Raw genomic sequence first — 25,727 nt, forward strand, 5'->3', positions numbered from 1 at the left:
CTTGAATTTCCTTGAATTGATTACGGCAGCGATGCCGATTCTTTCGGTGTTGATTTTCCTTGTGATCTTGCGGATGCCCGCAACCGTCGCTATGCCGCTTAGCTTTGCAGTAACTGCTGTTCTGGCTTATTTTGTATGGGATATGCCGCTGATTAACCTTACAGCTTCGACACTTGAGGGTGTATTTGTTACTCTTACCGTGTTATTTATCATCTTCGGAGCGATCCTGCTTCTGAATACGTTGACTCATGGGGGAGCACTTGCAGTGATCAGGGAAGGGTTTATGAATATCTCTGAAGATATGCGTGTACAGGTTATTATCGTAGCCTGGTGTTTTGGAGGTTTTATCGAAGGAGCAGCCGGTTTTGGTACACCAGCAGCGATAGCAGCACCATTGCTGTTAGCCCTTGGATTTCCTCCTATTGCGGCGGTAGTGGTGGCATTAATTGCTGACAGTACGCCCGTAGCTTTTGGAGCCGTGGGTACAACCTTTAATGTGGGAATCAGACAGGGTCTTGATGAAACATCACCCGTATTTATGAACTATTTGACAGAGCAAGGTATAGATATCAGCGGCTTCTTGCAAGCCATTGCAATGCGGTTAACCCAGATTGATATCTTCATCGGTACCTTTATTCCTCTAATTTTAGTTCTCATGATTACAAGGGTATTCGGTAAAAATAAGTCCTTTAAGGAAGGATTTCAAATGGCTCCATTTGCGATCTTTGCAGGACTAACCTATACCATACCAGCAGCACTCGTTGCTACTTTTGTAGGTTATGAATTCCCTTCTCTGCTCGGAGCATTAGTCAGCCTGATCATTGTTGTTCTTGCCGCTCAAAAAGGGTTTTTACTGCCTAAAGGAGAACCATGGTGTAAATTTGGTCCTTCGGAGTATGTCAAGAAAGAGATAAAAGCAGAAGAGGAACAGGAAGCATCGGGGCATACGTTAACACTGGCAAAAGCATGGGTTCCCTATATTCTTATTGCGGTATTGCTTGTTTTGACTCGTGTGATTAAACCATTACAACGGTGGTTACAGGGGATAAGCATCTCGTGGAACGATATCATGGGAACAGGAATTAGTCAGAATTGGCAAATTCTATATTCACCAGGATTTATCTTCTTGCTAGTTGTCGCAATTACCGTAGTTCTTCATGAGATTCCAAGGAACAAGATGAAGCTAGCTTTCTCTGAAGCGGCAGGATCTATGGTAGGAACTGCGATTGCACTGGTATTTTCTACGGCCATGGTACGCATCTTTTTGAACTCTGGAATAGAGGGAGCCACATTACAAAGTATGCCGACAGAACTAGCGCAGCTTGCATCTAATGTGTTCGGCGGAGCGTGGCCAATAGCTGCCCCATTCATAGGAACACTGGGCGCTTTTGTGTCAGGCAGTGCAACATTCAGCAATATGATGTTTAGTTCATTGCAATTTGATGTAGCTACCGTGAATGGGTTTGCCCCAGATCTGATCATTGCACTGCAGGCGATCGGAGCTGCTGCGGGAAATATGATCTGCGTTAGTAATGTCGTCGCTGTATCTGCTGTCGTTGGGGTACTCGGTAAAGAAGGACAGATCATCAGACTAGCGTTAATACCAAACTTGTTTTACGTTATCTTGTCGGGGATTATCGCCATGTTGATCGCTATGGTATTTATTTAAACGAAGAAGCGGACTACGTATTAAAAAAGATTGGAAAGAAGCGGCTGAACATGATCAGTCGCTTCTTTCTGTTTATGATGAGTATATAGAGTGGTTCGTCTCGAAACACTACTCATTCTTTTGTCAAAGCAGCGCAGAACAAAGAACCAATTTTCTCAAAGTAAAGTCCAATCTCTTATTCAAACATATAATATAATATCTTATTTGTTAGAGAAGGGAGGAGAGTAGAATGGCCCAAGGCATAGAAAGTATTGGTTTATGGATTGCGGCCTTGGGAACTACGCTGATCGCCTCCGTCTCAAATCAAGGGGAAACCTCCAGATTATATGTAATTGGTACATGTTCTGCTGCGATAGGAGCTATATTATCGGCTTTGGCGGCAACGAGGACAGTGAAGATTAGGAAGGTAGTCAGAGAAAAACTTGAAAAACGGGGAACGTTTCTAAGGGCCATTGGATTCGCATTAGTAGCCGAAGCAAAAGGCATGCCGAGCAGTGTCCGGATTGCAGGGGCCTTTAGATCCATCGGTAATGCAGTGGCGTTGTTAGGTCTTGAGCTGCCTGAATCTAATAAAAAGAGAGAGAGGCTGATAGAAGAAGGCAATGTATTGGCTGTACTAGGGGGGACCTATGAGATAGTGGAGGCTGAAAGACCAACATCTAGAGTGGAACGGATTCGCTACTATGGGAATATTTTAGAGACAGTCGGAGATGCCCTCAGTCTAAATATAGAATGAAAATAACAGGCATTTCCGATAGACGAATAAACGTCCTGGGAAATGCCTGTATTGTTCTTTATTCTTTTGTGGCGTCAGCTTGATCTGCTGTCACATTTTCTTGCTCTTTAGCAAGTCCAGCGACGATCTGGTCGGTTGGCTGGGTTAGCAATTGGTACATAAGAGCCGCTGCTTCTTGACGAATAAGCGGTTTTACCGATTGGTAATTAGCAGAACCATTTCCTTGTAGTTTAACTTCAGGTCCATAAAGGCCTAGTCCGATCATCATTTGAACAGCAGGGACAGCCCAGGTATCTGTTTTTCCAGAGAGCTGTACACTACTGAATAATTGATCTGGGTATTGCTGTTTATAAATTCTCCATATCATCACTGCTGCCTCTTGGCGGGTAATGACCTGATCTGGTTTGAACAGCTTCTGATCTGCACCTTCAATCATGCCTATCTCATAGCCTGCCTGAATATAGCCGGCAGCAGAATGAGTAGCCCAGTCACTACCAGGTTCTGGTTGCGTTTTGCTTTGTGGGATACCGCTGAGTTCAAGGATTTCCTCGATAAACTCTGCGCGAGTTAGTGCATTTTTCGGATGGAAATAGGTGCTCGGATCGTTCGAATAATGACCAAGAGATTGCAGTCCATAAATAAACGTTCCATAAGCGCTGCCTGGACGAACGTCTTTATACCCGGCAGCTTTTACTCCTTTCTTTTCGTATCCGAACGGGTTTAAATAAGGTTCTTTCATATATATTGTTCCGTCCGTATTTTCTTTGAAAGCGGTGAATTGACCGCTGAGTTCATCCATGAATAAATTATCGTCCACTTGAATCAAGGATCGAGCACCGAGATAGGCATCAGATATCTCCATTTTACCAGCCTGATCGTCAGCATCTGTAAGTTTACTTACGATCGTTTTCAAACGAAGATCAGAATAAAGCCCTGCGTAACGCTGCAGTTCCTCTGCTGTTTGCGGTTCAAAATTATCGAGCTTGGCTGGTTCTGCATACTCTGGGAAGAAAGTAGAGATAAATGCAGGATAGAATAAATTACGTAAAGCACCCGTTTGGTTATAAGTAAGGAAGACACCTGTATTTTGCTCAGGAATGAAGAAGAGATAAGAGCTGAAACCAATAAGATCTCCTGCCTTAGTTATAATTTTGGAACTGCTTCCTGCTCCGGGAATTTGAAATGGTGCTTCAAATCCATAGGTGGTATCAGGTAATAGGGGATGAATCTCAGAACGGTATGTTTCCATACTTGTTACTGTAGCGTCTTTAAGTATGCGGTTCGTTCCGTCAGTACCTCCATTCAGGAAAGCAATCATAAATTTGCCTATATCTTCAGCAGTAGACATCATCCCCCCTTGAGGCATAGGAGCAGGGGAAAGGGCGTATAGATCAATGGGATTATGAGCAGCATCATAAGCTATGGACAGTTGTTTTTTGAATTGATCGTTCAGCATAAAACCACTGTTTTGCATGCCAAGAGGATCAAACACGTGTTTCTGTATATAGGATTCAAATGGCTCTCCGCTGACATTTTGGACAACGAGTCCTAGAAGCAATGATGCAAAGTTATCGTACATATAGGAACTACCGGGTTCACGAACAACAGGAGGCATGTGCTCTTGAACATAGTCCTCCATGGATATGTATTTGTCAAAATCGGCATGAATATCTTCTGCCTTAGGATCGCGTATTTCAAAACCGGTCGTATGGGTAAGTAAGTTTTCAATGGTTACGGGTTTATCATAGGGATTATCGAAATCAAGACCAGGGACATAAGTTTTAAAATCATTCTTAAGACCTATTTTCCCTTGTTCGACTAGCTGCATAATGGCAACTGCCGTGAAAGTTTTAGATACAGAGGCGATGCGAAAAGCTGTTTTTTTCGGATCAACGGGAGACTTTTCTTCGAGGTCAGAGTAACCATACCCTTTTTCTGCGATCACTTTGCCGTCCTTAACAATAATAACGGAAGCGCCTACATAATGAGATAAAGCCTGCTGTGAGTTAAAGAATTCATCTAGAAATACCTGAGCTGTTTCGGGAGAAAGATTTTTTGGAACGCTAGCAGTAGATGAGAGGGATGAATCGGCGTGTACGGATGGTAAGAGTACACCTAAGAAGAGGAATAGAGCTAGAAAAGCAGCTAATAACGCTTTCCTTCGAATAAAGATAGGTGAAAAATTCATACAATCACTCCTTCTTTAATATCGGTATTCCGTGTGTTCTTCACGGATATCAAGCTAATTATAGCAGAGACCTTATACCAATAAAAGGAATTTAATCCTTATTGATGAACAAAAAAAGGGAAAGGAGCGGAATAGAAAAATATAAATTAATAATGTAACAATTGTCATAATTAGGAAATGTAATTTAAAGTATTTTCATCTTAATTTAAACAAATAGAAAAATTCCGAAGAGATTAAATTGAAAAAGGTATAAAAAATCCTTAAAGAATAGCCGATTAGTTATTAGGACCTATGTGAAGGGGGATGTTTACATAGGTATATAAGATAAAAAAATGTTTTTGGGTTTTATTAACATTAATTTCAGAAGATTAATATTTGCTGTACTACATTTCAATATAGAAGGGATGGATGACGTAAAGAGAAGGCCAAATAGGGTCACTGCAGGATGGGAAATCGAGATATTTTCCTATGAAAAACCACAAGGACATATTAGGAGGAGAAACACAGTCATGAATAAAATAAACAACTTTATACAGAAGTTGAATTCCATCTTTAAGAATCAAAGTATTGTCACACGAAATATGATATTTACAAGTCTATATATCATCCTAACGGGTGCGGTAGTGATTTGGTACAGTTATTATATTCAAGGAAATGTTCTTACGCATCAGCTTCAATCTGATTCCGGAAAGATAATGGAAACTCTAGTTAAACAAGTGTCAACGGAAGATGCCCAAGAAGCGAAAGATACAATAGACCCAAATTCCCCTGTACAACAGAGATTAATGGAAACCTTTAGTGAGTTAGTCAGTACGCATCCTAATATTGCACAGGGTTACATATTTGGTCCCGAGCTTGAGGATGGGAACAAAACATCTGTAATAGCTCTATCTCCAGCCCTCCTAGATCTGTTTATGGAAAGTAATATGGCGCTTGGTGATTTATATGAGCAACCCCAACTACACGTAGATGCCGTAAATGAGATGTTGGATACAAAAGAACTCTCCTTTACGAAAGCCTATAACGATGATTTTGGTACGTGGATCACGGTCCTGTATCCTTTTTTAGATAATAACGGTGAAGTATTTGCCTACATGGGGATTGATGTAGATGCAAGTTTAATTGCTTCAGGTAAAAAAGAGTTGCTCACTTCCACGTTAATTGCGCTCTTGATCACTTTAATCATCGTACTTGCTATGCAGTACTATACGCTGAAACGTACGTTTAAACCGATCAGTGATTTAAAAGGTGCCTTAGAAAAACTAAGTAACGGTGATTTTACAGTTCAATTAAAAACAAGTGATGATGAATTTGGACAAGTAAATGCGAAGTTTAATATGACAGTTAACCATATGAACGAATTAGTGAGTACGATAAAGAAAGTATCGGAGCAATCTGCTGAGCAATCGAATGTTTTATTTTCAACTGTAGAATTAAATAACAAGAACGCATCAGAAATTACGAAAAATATGAAAGAAATGTCTGATAGTGCAGATATGCAAAGTGTTTCGATCACTGAAAGTGTGGTCTCGCTAGAAGAAATAACGACAGGTGTTACTACGATCGCGGGAAATACGACAGAATTATCCGAGATTTCTTTACATATGAAAGAGCAGTCTGAATTAGGTAATCACAATATTGAGCAAGTCATTGAGCAAATGAATTCGATTAATTATTCTGTCAAAGATTCTGTAAATATTATCGAAAAATTACAGAGTCGGTCTCAGGAGATTGGACAAATCGTACAGGTAATTACTGAGATTGCTGCACAAACAAATCTACTGTCTTTAAATGCAAGTATAGAAGCAGCTCGTGCTGGCGAAGAAGGACGCGGTTTTGCAGTTGTAGCAGGTGAAGTCAAAAAATTATCTGAGGAATCCAAGAAGTCTGCCGATCAGATTGCTGAGTTAATCCAGTTTATTCAAGATGAAACGGAACTCGCAGTAAAAGCAATCGGTGAAGGGGAAGAGAAAGTCGAGACAGGCATTCGTGTCGTAAGAGAAACGGGCTCGCTATTTGAAGGAATATTAATTTCAACAGATTCAGTGACGAGCCAAATCCAGGAAGTATCCGCTGCTACACAGCAAATGGTCGCGGAAACGGAACAGATCACAGCTTCTATTAAGCAGCTTGCTGTACTAGCTGAGAAAAATTCTTCCGTATCTACAGAAATCCAAATGGGTACTCAGGAACAACAAGCCACGTTTGCGCAGATCTTTGAGTCTGCTGAACAACTGAATCAGGTATCAGGCAGATTAGAAAGATTAGTTGAACAATTACAAGTAAAATAAAATAGGAGCTGATCGATTTTGAATGCAACGCTACTAACTAAACATGGCAAAGAGTATTGGATTAATGAGTTACAGCTGCCTTTGCCAGGAATTTTATATGTATACAGACTACCCAGCAATGATGTCAGGCAGAAGCATGAAGGAAATGAACATTTTACTGGATGGGAAAATACCAAGACTTGAACAACTACGTCCTTTGTACAATATAAACACTTGGATGCTTTCAAGTTATATCGTATTTTTATACAAAATGAGTGGTGATAAAGATCTACTGATCGGAGTGAGCGATCACAAAGGCGGCATTTTACCACTGCGCATGACGCTAAGTGGATTAGAGAACTTTCAAACAGTATATGATCAAGTAGGTATGAAGCTGCAAGCGATCGAAGAAACGGATATTACACTTACAGAAATTGGAGATTTTCTGGGACAAACTATAGCTTTCCATACGCTTTACGGAGATCAACTCCACCATCCGAACAGTGATTTACATTGGTTTGTAGGGCAGGGAGCGTTGGATAGCTGGAAACTTCATATTGTCTATGCACAAGAGTTGTATGAGGAATCAACGATTCGCAAATTCTGCGATAATTATTTATTTCTCTGTAACGAGCTAATTGAACATATGAATATGCCGATCGATCAAATTTCTATAGTAACACCTGCTGATTTAGCAGCCTACGAGAAGCTCAATAATAGTAAAAAGGATCTGCCTTCTGAACTAACAATTACATCCATGTTTGCTGCGTCAGTAGAAAAGTATCCTGAGCGGACCGCAATTTCTTATGGTGACCAAGAGGTCACTTACCAGGAGCTGGATCAGTTATCTAGTTGTCTAGCTCAAATGCTGCTCTCCAATGGACTACAGAAAGGTGAGTTCGTATCTATTTTTATGGAGCGCAGTCTTTCTACTATTGTGAGTCTATTTGGTATTATCAAAGCTGGAGGAGCTTATGTTCCGCTTGACCCTTCCCATCCGGATGAAAGAAATGCTTATATTATTGAAGATACGAAGTCAAGACTGATTCTGGCTCAGTCTGATTTCACGACAAAATTAAATACACTTTTATCAGATTTCGAAGTAAAGCCATTGATTATTTATCCGAAAATGAATATGGAGGCATATGCGGAAGATTCGAATGTTACTCCTACTATAGACTTGAACGGTGATGATCTAGCTTATGTTATCTATACATCCGGCTCAACAGGTAAACCAAAAGGAGCACTCATTTCTCATAAAGGTGTTGTGAATTTGGCGTTCGCCACACAAGATCATCTCCAGTTGACAGAGCAAGACATCATTTTACAGTATTCTACTTTCAGTTTTGACGCTTCTGTGTATGATTTGTTCAGTTCTCTTGTCAGTGGTTCCAGACTTCATCTGTTAGCAGATGAAGAACGTTTTTCCATTGATGCTTTTACAGAGGCAGTAAAACAAACAGGAGCTACGAGGTTTGCTATTTTGCCGACAGTCTTCTTCAATCAGCTTGCAGCTCATTTACCAGAAAATCAAACGCACATTTATCATAATATTAAAAGTATTGCGGTAGCAGGAGAAGCTCTGCCCGGTGAAATGGTACGTATGCTTCAGAAAAAACTATCCGTACCTGTTATTAATCTATATGGGCCTACAGAGATTACTTCCGTTGCAACAGCGCATGTGATTGACTATGAACTTCCAGAACATATTTCTACTGTATGTATTGGTAAGCCGCTTGCAAACTATGAATTATATGTGGTAGATGCGAATAATAAGCTTTGTCCGACTTGTGTAACCGGCGAACTATTGATTAGTTCGATTGGACTTGCGAAAGGGTACTTACATCTACCGGAAAAAACAAAGGAAGTGTTCATAGCTGATCCGATTACAGAAGGTTCAGGGAAAATATTATACCGGACAGGAGATTTGGTCAGACTTTTGCCAAATGGCGAAGTAGAGTATAGAGGCAGAAAAGATTTTCAGGTAAAAATCAGGGGCTTTCGGGTTGAAATTGGAGAGATTGAAGATAATCTGGCTAAGCATGACCTCGTCAAAGATATTGCCGTTATAGCAAGACCGGACCAAGATGGTGTAAAGATTTTAGTAGGCTTTTATACATCAAATCATGGTCAGGCTATTGCTCAAAGTGAGCTTGTGCAATTTTTAAGCAAAAAGGTTCCAAATTACATGATACCGAAATACTTTAGCCATTTAGAACAAATGCCTTTATCACCCACAGGCAAAATGGATCGTAAAAAACTAGCTCTGTACGAAATAAATACAGAACATGATGATACTGAATATGAAGCTCCTGAGAATGAACTACAGATACAAGTAAGCGAAGCTTGGCAAAAAGCGCTGGGACTAACTAGAATCGGCATCCATGATGACTTTTTCGAAATTGGAGGGTATTCACTAAAAATCCTAGAAAGTCTAGTGATTTTAAAACCTCATTTTCCGCAGCTGAAAATTAATGATTTCTTCGTGTACCCTACGATATTCAAATTATCAGAGAGAATAGAAGAGATGGGTAGAGAAGAATTACTTCAAGATGCAGTAGATATGGCTAATCTTCCAATTCAAGATTTGGTAGAATATCCGCTTACCTTTGGTTCGGACGAAGCAAGGGAAGAGAACTTGTCTAAACAAAATAATATTTTACTAACCGGTGCGACAGGTTACTTAGGATCCCATCTGCTCTATGAATTATTACATAAATCAGAAGCCGTTATATATTGTCTTGTACGGCCCTCTCGTGAGCTGTCTCCTATAGAGCGTTTAACGGATGTAATGAAAGGGTATTTCGGAAATTCTATCGCGAAGGTTATGAAAAACCGTGTAGTAATTATTGAAGGTGATCTCTCACAAGAAAACCTTGGTTTTAGTGAAGCGGACCGAATGCTCGTAGATAAGCTGGTTGATTCGATTGTACACTGCGGTGCCGATGTAAAACATTTCGGAGATTCCGAACATTTTGCAAATGTGAACATCGATAGTACGAGACGACTACTAAAACTAGCGAAGAAAAAACCGCATACACGTTTTCATTTTATTTCTACACTGGGTATACCGGAAGATTTGGCTTTTAACGGTCAATGGAACGGTGTTATTCAGGGATCAGGTTACAAAACTTCCTATATTGAGAATGTATACACGAACAGTAAGCTCGAAGCTGAAAAACTCGTTGTGAAATATGGTGAGGAAGAAGGCATAGCCGCTAGTATCTATCGTGTGGGAAATCTTTCTTGCAATTCTACTACAGGGGTCTTCCAGAAAAATATTGATCAGAATGCATTTTACCGGATGCTGAAAGCAATGCTTCTATTAGAGAAGGCACCTAATGTAAGATGGGAAGTTGATCTAACTCCGATTAATTATGCGGGAGAAGCCATTATTGCTCTAGCTCTTCAGAAAGAGACGGTCGGTAAGGTATTCCACATTTGTAATCCGGTCACGATTCCGTATGAACAAATGGTCGAACACTTTAACAACTACGGCTATGATATTAACTTGTTTGCACTCCCTGAGTTTGAATCTTGGCTGCTGAATCCAGCAGAACCGAAAGATCAAGCAGGACTTGAACTGGCTATGGCACAGCTGGAAGGCGATGGAGCGAAAAATTCAGCATTTCGCTATGCTTGTCCGCAAACATTAGAGTATCTGGAAGGTACAGGTGTAGTATGTGCTGAACCGGATGAATCTTTTATTCATCAATTAATTAGTTATGCAGTGAAGATTGGATATTTTCCTAAGGTAAGCAGCTAAGAGAAAAGTGAAGATAATTCCACAAAGAACCGGCATTTGCCGGTTCTTTTTATTTTGGCAAGTTTTCCTTATTTTAAATTCTGTTTCCTGTGCCGAAATGAGAAGCTCCTGATGCCACTAATCGAGTAAGACCGGACGAACACAACAATTACTCAGAGTTTTAAAGCACAATCAAGTGGTCTCGCAATCACAAATGGATAAATGTTACTTTTAATTCACTGTTACATCTACGAGCAAATTTATAATTATTTTTTACCTAGGAAAAAAAGAAAACATACGGTAAACTGGTAAAGATTTACTGCTGGAATTAGTTTTATTCTAAGTGGTTTGAATCCATTTTCATAACAAAATTGATTCATTTATCTACATATTTACACATATATGGGGGTGGGCAATATGCCCAAAGAAAAGACCAAAGAAAAGAAAGTATCAATGACATGGTTGTTTCAGTATTTGAGGCCAGTAAAAGGCCGATTAGCGAGCTTGCTGATCATGTTGTTAGTTTCAACGGGACTGCAGCTGATCAGCCCGCAAATCATTAAACGATTTATTGATACGGCAGCAGTTGGAGGTGTACTGACAACACTTATACAGCTGGCAGGGCTATTTCTGGTCGTGGCTGTTCTAAATCAGGTCATAACCGTAGCAGTTAGTTACTTAGGTAACGATGTCTCTTGGCGTGCGACCAACCGACTTCGGGGTGACTTATTGAAGCACTGTTTAAGGCTTGATATGCGGTTTCACAACATGAAAACACCTGGTGAGATGATCGAACGTGTGGATGGAGACGTGACTAGTATTTCGAACTTTTTCTCCATGTTTATCGTTCAGGTCATCGGGAGCTTTGTTCTGCTCGCGGGAATACTCGGGTTCATGTTCACTGTGAATTTACCTATTGCCATCGTTATGACGGTATTTACCTTTGTTTCGATCTTATTTATGGTATTCATTCGTGATTTAGGTGTTGGTCCGTCCAAGGATGAGCGTGAAGCAAGTGCTTCCTTATTTGGACTCATTGAAGAACGGATTGCCGGTATTGAAGATGTGCAAGCGAACGGCAACGTTCCTTATGTGATGAACCGATTTCATCATTTAATGCGCGCTGTATTCCTTAAAGGAAGAAAAGCCTGGATGATTCGGGTCATCCCATGGAATACGACGGTGATCTTGTTTGCCTTAGCAGTTACTGCTGTGCTGCTACTTGGCGTACATTACTATTTAATAGGTCAAATAAGCCTGGGTACGCTTTTTCTAATCTACCAATATACCCAAATGTTAAACGACCCGATTGAGATGCTGGGCGATCAGGTCCAAGAATTCCAAAAAGCAAAGTCTGGCATGCTTCGTTCAAGAGAATTACTCTCTCATCGAAGTAGTATTGTGGACGGGGAACAGGAGCAGCTTCCTGAAGGAGCTCTTGGTCTAGAGTTTGATAAGGTGAGCTTTAGTTATAACGAAGATAAACCTGTGCTCAGAAACATTAACTTTACGGTTAAACCGGGAGAAAGGCTTGGCATCATCGGGCGAACAGGCAGCGGAAAATCCAGTCTCAGCCGTATTTTGCTTCGGTTATACAATATAGACAGCGGAGTGATTCGTGTGGGTGGGATCGATATTACTTCACTGAAGCTTCCGGCACTCTATCGCAGAGTTGGCATGGTTACACAAGATGTCCAGTTGTTCGATGGCTCACTGCGTGACAATCTAACCTTATTTGATGCAGGTGTGTCTGATGATTCTATTCTGAAAACGACCGAGCAGCTTGGACTTCGCAAATGGATTGATGCACAGCCGAGAGGGCTGGATACACATTTGACGGCGGGAGGTTCCTCGCTATCGGCAGGGGAAGCACAGCTATTTGCTTTAACGCGTGTCTTTTTAACAAAGCCGAGTCTAGTCATTCTCGATGAGCCTTCATCTCGGCTGGATGCAGCCACAGAAACGATACTGCAAATCGCAGTAGATCAATTAATGGAAGAGTGCACCGGCATTATTATTGCGCACAGACTGGCTACATTAGAGAAGGCAGATAAAATTCTAGTGCTAAGCGATGGCGAAATCATAGAGTTTGGAGCACGGGAAGAACTTGCACGGCGTCCAAATTCGCATTATGCAAGACTGCTGGCGACAGGCACAGAGGAGGAACTAGCATGACGGTAGCTGGATTTATAGGAAGATTATTTCGGTATAATCCCTTTTTATTTTTAATTAATGGAGTGTTATGGTGTGTATTTCACTCTTTACCCCTCGCTATCGGAATTGGCATGCAGTGGTTCTTTGATCGGGCAACCGCTGCAAGTTCAAATGACTATATGTGGCTTGCGGTTCCGCTGATCTTTATTGCGGTAGTAAGGTTCATCAGAGTAGGTACTTTCTTTACAGCATTCTATCAATGGATAACCTATATCTTTCATATTCAAGCGATTCTTCGTACGAATATGCTCTCAGGCATAATGCGCTGGCCTGGTCGGAATCTACCCGCATCACCAGGAGAAGCGATGAGTCGCTTTCGAGATGATGTGGATGAAGTTGTAGAGTATGTAGAGTCATGGGTAGATTTTTGGGGGAAACTCGTTTTTTCTATTGTATCGATCAGCATTATGGCGAGTATCAACTGGAAGATCATGCTGGTGGCAGTTCTACCCCTACTTCTCGTTACTTTCCTTAATAATTTGTCAGGGAATCGAGCCCGCAGATATGGACAGAAAAACAAAGAGGCAACGGGGCGCATTACCAGTTTTATTGCGGAAACCTTTGGTGCTGTTCAAGCACTGAAGTTAGGTCAGGCCGAAGATCATGTTCATGATCGCTTTACAAAATTGAATGAAGATCGCCGTCAAGCGGCGCTGAAAGATAATCTGTTCAAGCAATGGATGAGATCACTCAATCAACATGTAATCAGCATATGTACGGGTCTCATTCTTCTTATGTGTGCTTCTGAAATGCAGGCAGGCCGATTTACGGTTGGAGATTTTGCTTTATTCACCACGTATCTAGCTAATATCGGGTACAGTATTTCACTATTCGGGTACATGGTTTTTCAACATAAGCGCCTTAAAATATCGTTTGACCGAATGCGTACTTTGTTTCGTCCAGGTGAAGAAGATCGAATCATTGAATCACGGAAAATTTATCTGAATGAGGAACCTCCTGAGCTTCCTATCATTCATAGAGAACCGAATGAACAGCTGAGTGTACTCGAGGTAAACCGTTTAACCTATCATTATCCGAATTCAGATAAAGGAATTTCAGATATTAATTTTCGTCTTGAAAGGGGTAAGTTTATTGTCATCACGGGCCGGATTGGTGCTGGTAAATCTACGCTGGTCCGCACGCTGCTTGGACTGCTTCCCAAGCAAGGGGGCGCGGTTCGCTGGAATGGTGAGGAAGTCGATCCTGGTACTTTCTTAATGCCTCCGAGAGCCGCATATACACCGCAGGTTCCGCGTCTATTCAGTGATACCCTAAAAGAGAATATCGTTCAAGGAAAGAGATCAAATGTAGAAGAGTCTTTAAATAAAGCAATTCGTCTTGCTGTCATGGAGAAAGATATTACCCATTTAGATCAAGGGCTTGAGACTTTTGTGGGACCGCGAGGAGTAATGTTGTCTGGCGGGCAAATTCAGCGAGCAGCAACTGCACGTATGATCATGACGGGAGCGGACTTGTTCATATTTGATGATCTATCGAGCGCACTGGATGTAGAGACAGAGCAGCTAGTATGGGATGGTTTATTTAAAGAAAAGAATGTAACCTGCATTGCCGTATCTCACCGTAAAGCAGCACTTACTAAGGCTGACCATATTATTGTAATGAAGGATGGACGGATTGAAGCAGAAGGCAGTCTAACCAAGTTGCTTGAAGAAAATGAAGAAATGCAGCTATTGTGGCAGGGAGAACAGGTGCCAGCCAGGGTTTAAATAGGAGTATATTCGGGTAATTTTACTACACCTCTTTATTCATTGGAGAGGTGTTTTTCGTTATGCTATAGGGATATGCTTCGTTTTGTTATCACATGTGTTCTGTGTTAGTATGATAGCGAAAATATAGAAAGAAATTTATATTATCAAGAAATGATGTAAGGTCAACTTTTTCAGACAACAACAGGGGGAACAGCATGAAGAAGAAAAAGAAAATGATAGGTACGATTGGTGGACTGCTGTTATTAGTTGCAGTTGTATTTGCTATGTACATACTTATAAAAGGGATGCCAAGTGAACAGAAGTTCAATGAAGATGGGGAAGTTACCATTCATTATCAAAGTACATATATTGACGCTGTGCCTGAAGATTTCAAGACAGCAACTAATGAGGAAATGGCTGAAAAGATGTTTGGTAGTCCTGATTTTTACAATAAAATGAGCGAAAAAGATACATTAAAGCTAGATGCAACATTCTCGCCAAATGGAGAATTTTATAAAGCGGAAGGGGAAGGTGTACTAACGATATTAGGTAAAGAATACCCTTTTACGGTATCAAGCTCACAACTTGAAAAAGAGGTGTTGCAATCAGGGGATCATCTCATCTGGGGCAGTATTAGTGGAGGCTTTGTCGATGAAGGCGGAATAAAAAGAGAGATGATTCTAAGTATAAGTACCGTCATCGAAACGGAAGAGGTATTTTACTATGCCACGCTCGGAGGAGTTGTAATTTCATTTGGTGATTTCGGATTTGAAACGAAAGAAATCAGGGATATTCTATTAAATAATCCAATCTGAGTCAGTAGCAAGTATGTAAAATAGAAGGGATACAGGATGATTCTAATACCGAGAAACGGCCATGACGGACGTTATAAGAAAATGAAGCAACGATTAAAAGAGGCGAGCTTGGAAGAACATGATCAGCATCAAGGTATTCTTGATGTATTCGATTATTGCCTTTCTGAGGAAGAAGCTAGGGAAATCATCATCCCATATGAATATCATTTGAAACATGAGAACAAGTTTATTTCCTTTTTCAAGGACATGTTTTCTAAATACACGTGTACCGTCTATTTTAACAATCCTATAAAAAAATTAAACAAGGAAGAAAAGAATAGGCTAGGGGATGTAGACTTCACGATCTATAAAAAACTGCTCAAGAAACAGCCTGGGTGTGTAATCGTCGAGAACATAGAGGAACTTATTCTGCTAGTGAAGCTGTCTGTGTTAGAAATAAGTTTTGTTGATTATATCTTTGGTCAAGGGGAAGTGGTTGTCCAAGGGAATTTTGATCTCAGTTTTCCTATATATTTTCAACAAGATGTTGTTACAAAAATGGTTGTTAATAATCGTCTGTTTATTAGAACCTAAACCTGGGTATACGCAGGACATGGTACAGAAGCGCCCACTCACGAATATATTGGAGTGAAAACCAAACGATACCGGAGGGGAACCCATGTATTACAATACGTATTATCCAGTGAGATATTGTTCAGTTACTCCAACTTCTTATTATCCGTATGGGCAGATGCGTCAGGAAACGACTACTTACAAATCACTGGAAGAGGCGCTGACTCTCATAAAAAATGCGGTTAGCGGCGAGCGTGAGGATGAACTATTTTACGATTACTTAATTTCAGAAGCACCGTCCCAGGAAGAAAAAGAAATCATTGAGAGTATTCGTAATGATGAGCGTAAGCATAATCAAATGTTCCGTAGGATCTATCAAGATCTGACAGGACAAACCATTACTTCTCCAACTGATGTCGAGTTTGAAAAACCAAGTTCTTATATAGAAGGAGTTAAAAAAGCTCTATTCGGAGAGCTCTCCGCTGTGGAACGTTATCGGGATATCAGAGCAGGGCTACCTAGCCAGTATTATCGAGATATGGTTTATGAAATTATCACAGACGAACAAAAACATGCAGATAAATATAATTATCTCCTGAATTTGTATCTTAGTAAAATGATGAAAAAGTAAATCGGAAACCTATATTTAAATCGATCCGTGGAAAACTCCACGGATTTTTTGTGCTTATAGGAAAAATAGAGATTGACAAAGAATGGTTATTTTATATAATCATTGGTAGACCGACCGTCAGTCAATACATAAAAAGGAGACCCAATGAATGAGAATCTCAAAAGCTCCCGAAGACCGCAGAAACGAAATATTAGACACGGCAGAGCAACTGTTTTTCACCAAAGGATATAGCAAAACTACAGTGAATGATATGTTGCAGGCTATAGGTATCGCCAAAGGTACATTCTATTATTACTTTAAATCAAAGGAAGAAGTGATGGATGCCGTTGTGATGCGGTTTATCGAAACTGGAGTTGTGGCCGCCAAGAAAATTGCCACGGATAAGGAGCTTACTGTCCACGAAAAGTTGCTACAGATCATTATGGCGCAAAAGCCAAATACCCCGAGCAAAAGGCAGATGATTGAAGAGTTTCATGAACCTGATAATGCACAGATCCATCAGAAAAGTTTAACGGAAACCATATTGCAATTAACACCTATTTTGACAGGAGTGATTGAGCAGGGAATCGAGGAAAAATTCTTCCACACCCCTTATCCTCGTGAATCAATAGAGTTTCTGCTTATTTCATCCCAGTTTTTGTTTGATGAAGGAATATTCAAATGGACACCTGAAGAAATTGTGCAAAAGATACAAGCTTTTATCTATATGATGGAGTCGACACTCGGGGCAGAGAGAGGAAGTTTTTCTTATGTGTCCCAAATGTTTGAATAGATTTCTTATGTTGAAAGGTGGGGGCTATATATGGAGACGCAGACGCAGGTCAATAAATCTTTTGGGTATTTCATGGTGCTCTGGGCCGGAGAATGGATATCCAGTATTGGCAGCGGTATGACAGCGTTTGTGCTCGGAGTATATGTATACCAGATGACAGGGACCGCTAGTAGTGTTGCAATAGTCACTTTATGTGCTTTTCTCCCCACCATTATCCTTGGACCTGTTGGCGGAGTGCTTGCAGACCGATTTGATCGACGTCTAATGATGATTATAGGTGATTTATTTTCTGCGTTTGGTCTAGTGTTTGTACTCATCGCGATGTTGCTGGGTGAACCAGCCCTATGGCAAATATGCATTGGAGTGACGCTTAGCTCTGTGTTTGTATCCTTGCTAGATCCCGCTTACAAAGCTACAATTACGGACTTATTAACGGAAGAGCAGTTTGCTAAAGCTAGTGGACTTGTACAACTTGCCGGCGCCTCTAAATATCTTCTCTCCCCGATTATTGCCGGAATCCTCCTCACGATCATGGATATAAGGAACATACTCATTATCGATATTGCTACCTTTTTTATTACGCTCTTTGCTGTGTTCTTTGTGAAAAGAAATCTGCGAGTGATACAAAAAACGAAAATAAAAGTGACGTTTATCAAAGATCTGAAGGATGGCTGGGATATCCTTATAGCTTCGAAAGGTGTTCAGCAGCTTACAATTATTCTTTCAATTATTACTTTTTATATGGGCCTTCTCCAGACATTATTTACTCCGATGCTCCTACCTTATATGAATTCCAGAACCCTCGGCACAATCATGTCTCTAAGCGCATCCGGTATGCTGATCGGGAGCCTCTTTATAGGGTTATTCAATATGAAAAGAAGCTATATCCCTGTGTTAACCATAGGTCTTGGTTTTGCCGGCTTCTTCTTTTCCCTGTTAGGGATAACAACGAATATTTACTTTCTTTCCGTGTTCGGATTTATATTCTTTGCTGCGCTTCCTTTTATCAACACAAGCGCTGATGTGATGATTCGTAAAAAAATCTCTAGTGAAGCACAGGGACGGGCATGGGGGATCATCGGGATACTTTCCCAGCTTGGTTATGTAGCTTCGTACGCATTAGCCGGAACTTTGGCGGACCATGTATTTAATCCACTATTACGTGAAGGAGGACCCCTTACTCCTACTTTGGGGAATATTATTGGGATTGGGGAGGGACGAGGTACAGGATTATTGTTCATCGTCTCCGGACTCTTCATCGTGATCCTTTCTCTTATCATTCCACGTATTAAATCGATCCGAGCACTGGAGAATACATAGTTGATTTAAGAAGAAAGGGGAAGGTACCAATCTATGCTGCTGCACATCGTAAAGAGAGATTTTCAAAGAAATAAAATCATAACGACCATCTTATTTTTCTTTATTATGCTCTCAGCCCTGCTCATTGCTTCTGCTTCACATGTCATTACGGAATTATCGAGTTCTCTAAACAATCTATTGTCCCAATCTAAAGCTCCTCATTTTGTACAAATGCATGCTGGACCCATCGACAAGAGGGGTATCGAAGAATTTGCGAGGGCCCATCCTCTCGTCAAGGAACAGCAGACGGTAGAGATGCTTAGAATTGACGGTTCAAATGTATTTATAGGATCTTCAGAACAGTCGGAAGCAAATAGTGTTATGGATATCGGCTTTGTAAGACAGAATGTTTCTTTCGATTTGTTATTGAATTTAAAGAATCAAGTTATTCAGGTGGCTCCAGGAGAGATTGCGATGCCTATTTATTACATGCAGCAGAAGAGCCTCGAACTTGGTGATACTGTCCTCATTCAAACAGAGCGTTTCAAACGAGAATTTAAAATTGTTGATTTTGTGCGTGATGCTCAAATGAACCCCGCTATGGTCAGTTCAAAGCGTTTTGTCATAAGTGAGAAGGATTTTGCTGTACTTAGAGAAAATGTGGGAGATATGGAATACCTCATTGAATTTCTACTAACCGATCTAAGTAAACTGAGCGATTTTAGTAGTAACTATTTCTCATCCAATATGCCAAATAAAGGTCCTACGATTGATTATTCTTTATTTACTTTGTTGAATGCACTGACAGATGGAATGATAGCAATTGTCATTATTATTGTAAGTTTTCTGTTAATGGTTATAGCTTTACTTTGCTTAAGACTTACAATTACCGCAACGATGGAGGAGGATTATCAAGAAATTGGCGTCATGAAAGCAATAGGTTTATCTAACCTCGATATCAAACGAATCTATCTGGCAAAATATATTGTGATATCCGCTCTCGCAACGAGCTGCGGGTATTTAATATCCCTAACGACCATAAATTTAGTTACCGCTAATATTAGTCTATATTTGGGTGCTGTCACGAAAAGCTTGCTTTCTTATGTCATCCCTTTTTTGGCTGTCGGTCTAATTTTCTGTATCGTCGTATTTTTTTGTAAAGTAATGCTTAGAAGGTTAAATCGAATATCAGCAGTAGAGTCACTGAGGTCAGGTACTTCTTTGAAGTCACAAAATCCGATAGGAAGAGCACAGCTTAGCAGATGTAAATATGTGAACGTAAACGTTTTTCTCGGAATAAAAGATGTCTTCAGACGAGTCACCATGTTTACATTATTGTTTTTCGTGTATGCATTGAATGTATTTATCATTATGGTGCCGCTAGGATTGTTACACACGCTTCAGTTGCCTAGTTTCATTTCCTATTTGGGGGTAGGACAGAGTGATATCCGCATTGACTTACCACAATCGGCCAACACTCAGCAAAGATTTTCACAGATAATAACCGCATTAGATAATGATCCCGACATAGAAAAGTTCTCTCCACTGATTACCTCCCGCTATCAGGTACAGAATGATGAAGGTGTTTGGGAAAGTGTAAACGTGGAAACGGGTGATTTTTCGATTTTTCCTTTGTCGTATATAAGCGGATCAGCTCCAAAAGGGAGTCATGAACTTGTGCTTTCTGACCTTCTTGCTAAGGACTTGAACAAAAAGGTGAATGACACGCTTGTTATAAAAATGGGAGAGGTACAAGTGAAAATGAGGGTTAGTGGAACCTATCAAGATATAACGAATGGTGGTCGAACCGCTAAAGCGCAAATACCTTATGATTCAAAGAATGTGATGTGGCATGTCATAGCGCTAGATGTGAAACCAGATGTTTCAGTGCATAAGAAAGTAGATCAATTCACAGATGCCTTTTATCCGGCAAAAATAACTCATCTGAAAAGCTACCTAGCACAAACTCTAGGCAATACAATCAGACAACTGCAGTTTGTCACCATTCTAGCAATTGTCATTTCTTTGTCTATTACAGTTCTTATTACGTCTTTATTTCTAAGAATGCTTTTGGCAAAAGATGCTCCTCAATTAGCGATGATGAGAAGTCTCGGTTTTACAATTCGGGATATCCAAATTCAATATTTGATAAGAATGCTTTTACTGGGAGGGACGGGGGTTATTATTGGAACATTAGGTACGGTTACCATTGGGCAAGGGCTTATTCAAGTAGTAGGTTCATTTATGGGTGCTCCAAAAATTCATTTAGAATTTAATTCGTTAATCACGTATGTTCTTTATCCGCTTCTTTTCTTAGCTATGATATCGATTACAAGTTTATTGAACACTCGCGCAAAGAAAAAGTATAGTATTGCTGAACATATTTCCAAATAAGAGGGGGCATCGGTATGCCTATATTAGCAGCGAAGAAATTAAATAAAGCCTATGTTAATAGCCAGGGATTTCGGCAATCCGTGTTACAAGGTATTGAACTGCAAATTTGGTCCGGGGAGTTTGTTGCGATTATGGGGCCTTCCGGTTCTGGTAAATCAACCTTGCTTTATTCAATCAGTGGTATGGATAAAATAAGTTCGGGAAGTGTTGTCTTTGAAGGGCAAGAAATTGCTTATCTATCCGAGGAAGAATTGGCAGAATTAAGGCTTCATAAGATGGGATTTATTTTTCAGCAAATGCACCTGCTAAAAAACTTGAACATTCGTGACAATATCATTTTGTCAGCCTATCGTGCAAAGAAACACAGCCGAAATACGATCAATAAAAGAGCTGATAAATTAATGAGTAGAACAGGTATTTTATCTCTTGCAGATCGTGATATCACACAGGTATCGGGAGGACAATTACAGAGGGCTGCTATCTGTCGTGCGCTCATCAATGAGCCATTGATGGTTATCGGTGATGAGCCAACAGGTGCACTGAACTCTAAATCTGCGGGTGAAATCATGGAGATTTTGACCGAAATAAATAGCGAAGGGACTACCGTACTGCTCGCAACACATGATTCAAAAGTTGCTGCTAACGCGGAACGAATACTTTACATGCTTGATGGGAACATAACTGCACAGCTGCATCTGGGCAAATATAATAAAGTGAATGGTGATCTGAAAGATCGGGAAGAACGAATCACAGCTTGGTTATTTAAATTAGGATTTTAAGAGAACCGCGGAAAACCCCGCGGTTTTTTTGCGTCAACAAGGAACTCATCTCTTTAGACAGAGCTATATGAAGGAACTTAATCCATCATGAAGTGTCATTATTTATGAATGAAGCGAAGATAATAGGGACATATTATGTATGCTCCATAGTGGAGAATATTAGCTATGGAGTAATATGATGAGGGAAAAGGATAAAGCCATTATGTCAGATTATAGCAAGCAAATTGAACAACAATTAAAAACATTATTGAACGAAAGTGAAGGACTGATTACAAAGCCGATAGGTGAAAAAATAGCGATATGTTTTATGTCTGGAATGGTGGACTGTGAGCAAATCAATCAGAATGTAATCGGGAAAATTATAGAGAAAAATCAATATGAAAACATAGAATCTCTTTCAGATCAGATTGCCATCGGCAACTGTAAAATGTTTGATGAGATATCTAATGCTATCCAGGAATTGCTAAGTGGAAGTGCTCTTGTTTTTATGGAGGGCAGCAAGGAAGGGATTATCGTTAGTGTAGCTAATATCCCTGCTCGTGCACCTGCTAATGCCGAGAATGAAACCACCATTTATGGACCGATGATGGCATTTACCGAGTCCATGGGAAAAAATATTGCACTACTTCGTTCCTACATTACAAGTCCGAAGTTAATTCAAGAAGAAATTCAGTTAAATACAGAAACCAACACGGTAGCAACGATGCTTTATATCCAATCACCCGATGTCCTTCCGTTTATTGAGACGATCCGAAAGCGGATCGAAAGGCGGAAAGTAGCAGGTTTTTTTGGAAGTCCGTTATTACTGAAGCTTTTAACGGATAATAAATATTCACTTTTTCCAGAAATGTCATTAACCGAACGACCAGACCTTACCTCGCGCGCCTTATTAAAGGGGAAAGTTGTTGTCTTAATGGAAGGGAACTCTCAAGTTATTATTGGTCCTACCACATTTTTTGATTTCTTCTACTCGGTAGAAGATCGGTACAATACGTGGGGAATCGGAACATTCACTCGCTTATTAAGAGCGATTGCTTTTATTTTCTCGATTTTCCTCACACCGATGTATGTAGCTGCCTTAACATATCACTATGAAGTGATTCCTGTACCCTTGTTAGAGCCGCTAATCAGTACAAGAATAAGGGTTCCGTTTCCGCCGCTCTTAGAAGCCTTGCTTATGGAAACATCCATTGAATTATTAAGAGAAGCAGGGGCACGTCTGCCGACAAAAGTGGGACAAACCATGGGTATCGTAGGTGGTATCGTTATTGGTCAAGCTGCCGTTCAAGCAGGATTTACAAGCAATACACTCGTCATGCTCGTTGCCCTTGCCGCACTTGGTTCTTTTACGACACCAAACTATATGATGGGTTCTACCATTCGTTTTGTACGATTCCCTATGCTGATCGCTGCCGGGGCTTTAGGGTTAATAGGCATTGCTTTCTTTGCTATCTTCTTGTTGATTCATTTACTGAAAATGACAAGTTATGGTAAACCATACCTGTATCCTCTCTATCCACCGGATACCAAAGGGATGCTTAATGCCACATTGATTACAAATTCTACACAGTTTGCATATCAAACGGATTTAACGAAAAGGAACGATTCTTCTTGGAGATCCAAATGGATGAAGAAGTTGAAATCTGACAATGATGATTGATCGGGAGGTAGAGCTATGAAGATTAATGTCTTTCCACCTAAAAATATGATGCTCCATGCATACCTTCTCTTCTTTATCATAACCAATACCCAGGTGGGGGTAGGGATATTTACTTTCCAGAGAATAGTATATGAAGCTTCCATGCGAGATGCATGGATCTCCGTTATTATTGCTGGGGTCGTTACCCATTTGATCATGTGGCTTATCGTCCGTACCTTGCAGAAATATAAAACGGCTGATCTATTTGGCATTCATTACGACCTGTATGGCAAATGGATTGGTATGGTATTTAATTTGGTTTATATCGTGTACTATTTTCTCGTTACCTTTGCGGTGATGAGAAACTATGCTTCTGTAGTTCAGGCTTGGATATTTCCTGATATACCAACTTGGGTGCTGATCATCTTAATCAGCTGTTTAGCATTTTATGCAGCGATGGGAGGAATAAGAGTCATTGCTGGCATATGTTTGTTTAGCTTTATAGTTACGGTGCTGACTCTCATCCTGTTTCATTCTTCGATACAGCATGCAATATGGACACAGCTGCTTCCTGTGTTTGATTCAAGCGCTTGGGACATAATGAACGGCGCAGTGAGAATGGGATTTAGTCTGGCAGGATTTGAGATTATTACTGTGGTTTATCCGTTTATACTGAATAAGAACCGAGTTATGTTACATTCACAACTCGCAGTTTTATTCAGTAACGTTCTATACCTTTTTATTATGGTTATATCGATCGGGTACTTTGCTCCAGATCAATTATTACGATCTCTCTGGCCGTCTCTGAATATGCTCAAAATTGTCGAGTATCCTTACCTGGAACGGCTGGAGTTTATCGTTATCTCCGCATGGATGTTAGTCATTCTTTCCGGAATCCTGTTAAATACATGGCTGATTACAAGAGGTTGTAAGAGAATGTGGAAGTTAAACCCAAAACCCGTTTTAATCGCCGTGTTTTTTATCATTCTATTGATGTCGTTTGTATTCCATAAGCGTCTTGAAGTGAAAAATTTTATGATTCGACTTGAATTAAGCAGCATCTTTTTTTCTTTTATTTACCCAGCATTGCTTTGTTGCATCGTGTTTATTGTATTTGCATGGCGTAAAAAGAAACAGCGAAAAGGAGGAGAACATACATAATGAAGCACCTGCGGATCCTATTATTCCTACTCGTTATGTTTCTTCTTAGCGGCTGTCCTAAAGCAAATATACTAGAGCAGCAATCCCTTACCCTTGCTATTGGCTATGATGCAAAAGAAAATCATTCTTTTCAAGTAACGGCGACTCTATTAGAGTCGGAGGAGCATGCGGAAGATACCAGTCATATAGTCACGGTAGAAGCGGAGACAAGTAAATCTGCGCGGAGGAAACTCAATGAGAAGCTGCCGAATGAAATTGCAACAGGCCAAACAAGGGTCGTTTTATTAAATAAAGCGATCTTTGATCTAAAAATGTTGAATGAGGTTTATGTTTTAAGTCGGGATCCGTTTTTTGGAGATATGATTAAGATTGCGATCGTAGACGGTTCTACAGAAGATTTGTTAACACACCCGTATGAGAAATATAAGAATGTCGGGATGTCACTTAACAGTTTGCTTGATCATAATACGAAATTTAACTGGGTACCTGAGTTAACGCTTCACGATTTCACATATTTCAGGGACACGAATACATTAGATCTCGCAATCCCAACATTAAAAAGAGAAGGGGAGGAAATTGTAATCAACTCGCTCTCTTTGTTACATGGTGGGGACATCGTAGGAGAAGCATCCCCAAAAGAAGGTTTTTTTCTAAAAGCACTAAAAGGGAAAAGAACACCCTTTCTTTATGAAGCTATCATTAAGAAAAAAGATATGAAAAAAAGCGGAATGGATCAGTATTTCCTGACAGAATTCAATGATGAAAATACAGACGAAGTAAAAGTAGTGTTTAGTATTATTAAAAATAAAGGAAAAGTCAAATTAATAGACGAGGAATCGAGAACATTTGAGGCCTCTATAGATATGGATATTAACATTGAGGAAATATCTCAAGTGTATGATTTTAAACAGAATAAAGCCATTATTGCTTTGGAGAAACAATTAGACATAGAAGTAACTAAAGATCTGCAATCGTTTCTCGATAAGATTCGGAAAGTAAATTCCGATATTATTGGTTTTGGTGAGCTTTACCGAAGTCATGCGAAGGACGGCAAGTTTGTCGACGAGCAGTGGGAAGATATTTTTCCAAATACAAAGATTCATGGGAAAGCACAAATTGATACAATTCGTACTGGAATAATTGAGTAAGGACCA

General features: G+C 40.1%; 17 protein-coding genes. 16 read left to right on the forward strand and 1 reads right to left on the reverse strand.

All coding sequences use genetic code 11. The features are described 5' to 3' along the window. Position 1: 1 nt before the first annotated feature. Together KJS58_RS06690 and KJS58_RS06695 are read left to right on the forward strand one after the other, a co-directional pair. Positions 2 to 1,669, forward strand: a complete 1,668-nt coding sequence (locus KJS58_RS06690) for an L-lactate permease (protein WP_213531599.1) — start codon at positions 2 to 4, stop codon at positions 1,667 to 1,669. 229 nt (positions 1,670 to 1,898) lie between these two features. Then, the gene (locus tag KJS58_RS06695) at positions 1,899 to 2,405 is read left to right on the forward strand and encodes a DUF6944 family repetitive protein (protein WP_213531601.1); all 507 of its coding nucleotides are present in this window, start codon (positions 1,899 to 1,901) and stop codon (positions 2,403 to 2,405) included. Positions 2,406 to 2,463: 58 nt separating this feature from the next. On the opposite strand, the gene KJS58_RS06700 is transcribed toward KJS58_RS06695, so the two are convergent. Beyond that, complete coding sequence (locus KJS58_RS06700) at positions 2,464 to 4,593, reverse strand: serine hydrolase domain-containing protein (protein WP_213531603.1); 2,130 nt, start codon at positions 4,591 to 4,593, stop codon at positions 2,464 to 2,466. A 509-nt stretch (positions 4,594 to 5,102) separates the two neighbouring features. Between KJS58_RS06700 and KJS58_RS06705 the strand changes: the two genes are divergently transcribed. The 14 genes from KJS58_RS06705 (at position 5,103) to KJS58_RS06770 (ending at position 25,721) form a co-directional block, all read left to right on the forward strand. Next, on the forward strand, positions 5,103 to 6,884 hold the full coding sequence (locus KJS58_RS06705) for a methyl-accepting chemotaxis protein (RefSeq protein WP_213531605.1): 1,782 nt from the start codon (positions 5,103 to 5,105) through the stop codon (positions 6,882 to 6,884). A 97-nt stretch (positions 6,885 to 6,981) separates the two neighbouring features. Further along, positions 6,982 to 10,629 (forward strand): non-ribosomal peptide synthetase family protein, encoded by a 3,648-nt coding sequence (locus KJS58_RS06710; protein ID WP_249716971.1) that lies wholly within the window; start codon positions 6,982 to 6,984, stop codon positions 10,627 to 10,629. Positions 10,630 to 11,025: 396 nt separating this feature from the next. Continuing rightward, entirely contained in the window at positions 11,026 to 12,783 is a 1,758-nt protein-coding gene (locus tag KJS58_RS06715) for an ABC transporter ATP-binding protein (protein ID WP_213531606.1), read from the forward strand. Next, complete coding sequence (locus KJS58_RS06720; protein WP_213531607.1) at positions 12,780 to 14,549, forward strand: ABC transporter ATP-binding protein; 1,770 nt, start codon at positions 12,780 to 12,782, stop codon at positions 14,547 to 14,549. Before KJS58_RS06715 ends, KJS58_RS06720 begins: the two co-directional genes overlap by 4 nt. Before the next feature lie 197 nt (positions 14,550 to 14,746). Then, positions 14,747 to 15,346 (forward strand): hypothetical protein, encoded by a 600-nt coding sequence (locus tag KJS58_RS06725; RefSeq protein WP_213531608.1) that lies wholly within the window; start codon positions 14,747 to 14,749, stop codon positions 15,344 to 15,346. A gap of 36 nt (positions 15,347 to 15,382) precedes the next feature. After that, positions 15,383 to 15,919, forward strand: coding sequence for a hypothetical protein (locus tag KJS58_RS06730; protein WP_213531609.1), 537 nt, complete (start codon positions 15,383 to 15,385; stop codon positions 15,917 to 15,919). An 85-nt stretch (positions 15,920 to 16,004) separates the two neighbouring features. Continuing rightward, positions 16,005 to 16,529, forward strand: a complete 525-nt coding sequence (locus KJS58_RS06735; RefSeq protein WP_213531610.1) for a ferritin-like domain-containing protein — start codon at positions 16,005 to 16,007, stop codon at positions 16,527 to 16,529. Between the two features lie 148 nt (positions 16,530 to 16,677). Further along, complete coding sequence (locus KJS58_RS06740) at positions 16,678 to 17,301, forward strand: TetR/AcrR family transcriptional regulator (protein WP_213531611.1); 624 nt, start codon at positions 16,678 to 16,680, stop codon at positions 17,299 to 17,301. Between the two features lie 30 nt (positions 17,302 to 17,331). After that, entirely contained in the window at positions 17,332 to 18,621 is a 1,290-nt protein-coding gene (locus KJS58_RS06745) for an MFS transporter (RefSeq protein ID WP_213531613.1), read from the forward strand. A 33-nt stretch (positions 18,622 to 18,654) separates the two neighbouring features. After that, positions 18,655 to 20,994: an ABC transporter permease gene (locus tag KJS58_RS06750; protein WP_213531615.1), complete on the forward strand. Its 2,340-nt coding sequence runs from the start codon at positions 18,655 to 18,657 to the stop codon at positions 20,992 to 20,994. A 14-nt stretch (positions 20,995 to 21,008) separates the two neighbouring features. Beyond that, the gene (locus KJS58_RS06755) at positions 21,009 to 21,773 is read left to right on the forward strand and encodes an ABC transporter ATP-binding protein (protein WP_213531617.1); all 765 of its coding nucleotides are present in this window, start codon (positions 21,009 to 21,011) and stop codon (positions 21,771 to 21,773) included. Between the two features lie 175 nt (positions 21,774 to 21,948). Beyond that, on the forward strand, positions 21,949 to 23,433 hold the full coding sequence (locus KJS58_RS06760; protein ID WP_213531619.1) for a spore germination protein: 1,485 nt from the start codon (positions 21,949 to 21,951) through the stop codon (positions 23,431 to 23,433). Between the two features lie 15 nt (positions 23,434 to 23,448). Continuing rightward, positions 23,449 to 24,573 (forward strand): GerAB/ArcD/ProY family transporter, encoded by a 1,125-nt coding sequence (locus KJS58_RS06765; protein ID WP_213531621.1) that lies wholly within the window; start codon positions 23,449 to 23,451, stop codon positions 24,571 to 24,573. After that, positions 24,573 to 25,721 (forward strand): Ger(x)C family spore germination protein, encoded by a 1,149-nt coding sequence (locus KJS58_RS06770; protein WP_213531623.1) that lies wholly within the window; start codon positions 24,573 to 24,575, stop codon positions 25,719 to 25,721. The genes KJS58_RS06765 and KJS58_RS06770 overlap by 1 nt, the downstream gene beginning before the upstream one ends. The last annotated feature ends 6 nt before the right edge of the window (positions 25,722 to 25,727 follow it).

Origin of the sequence: Paenibacillus sp. J45TS6 (assembly GCF_018403285.1) — a bacterium.
GTDB lineage: Bacteria > Bacillota > Bacilli > Paenibacillales > Paenibacillaceae > Paenibacillus.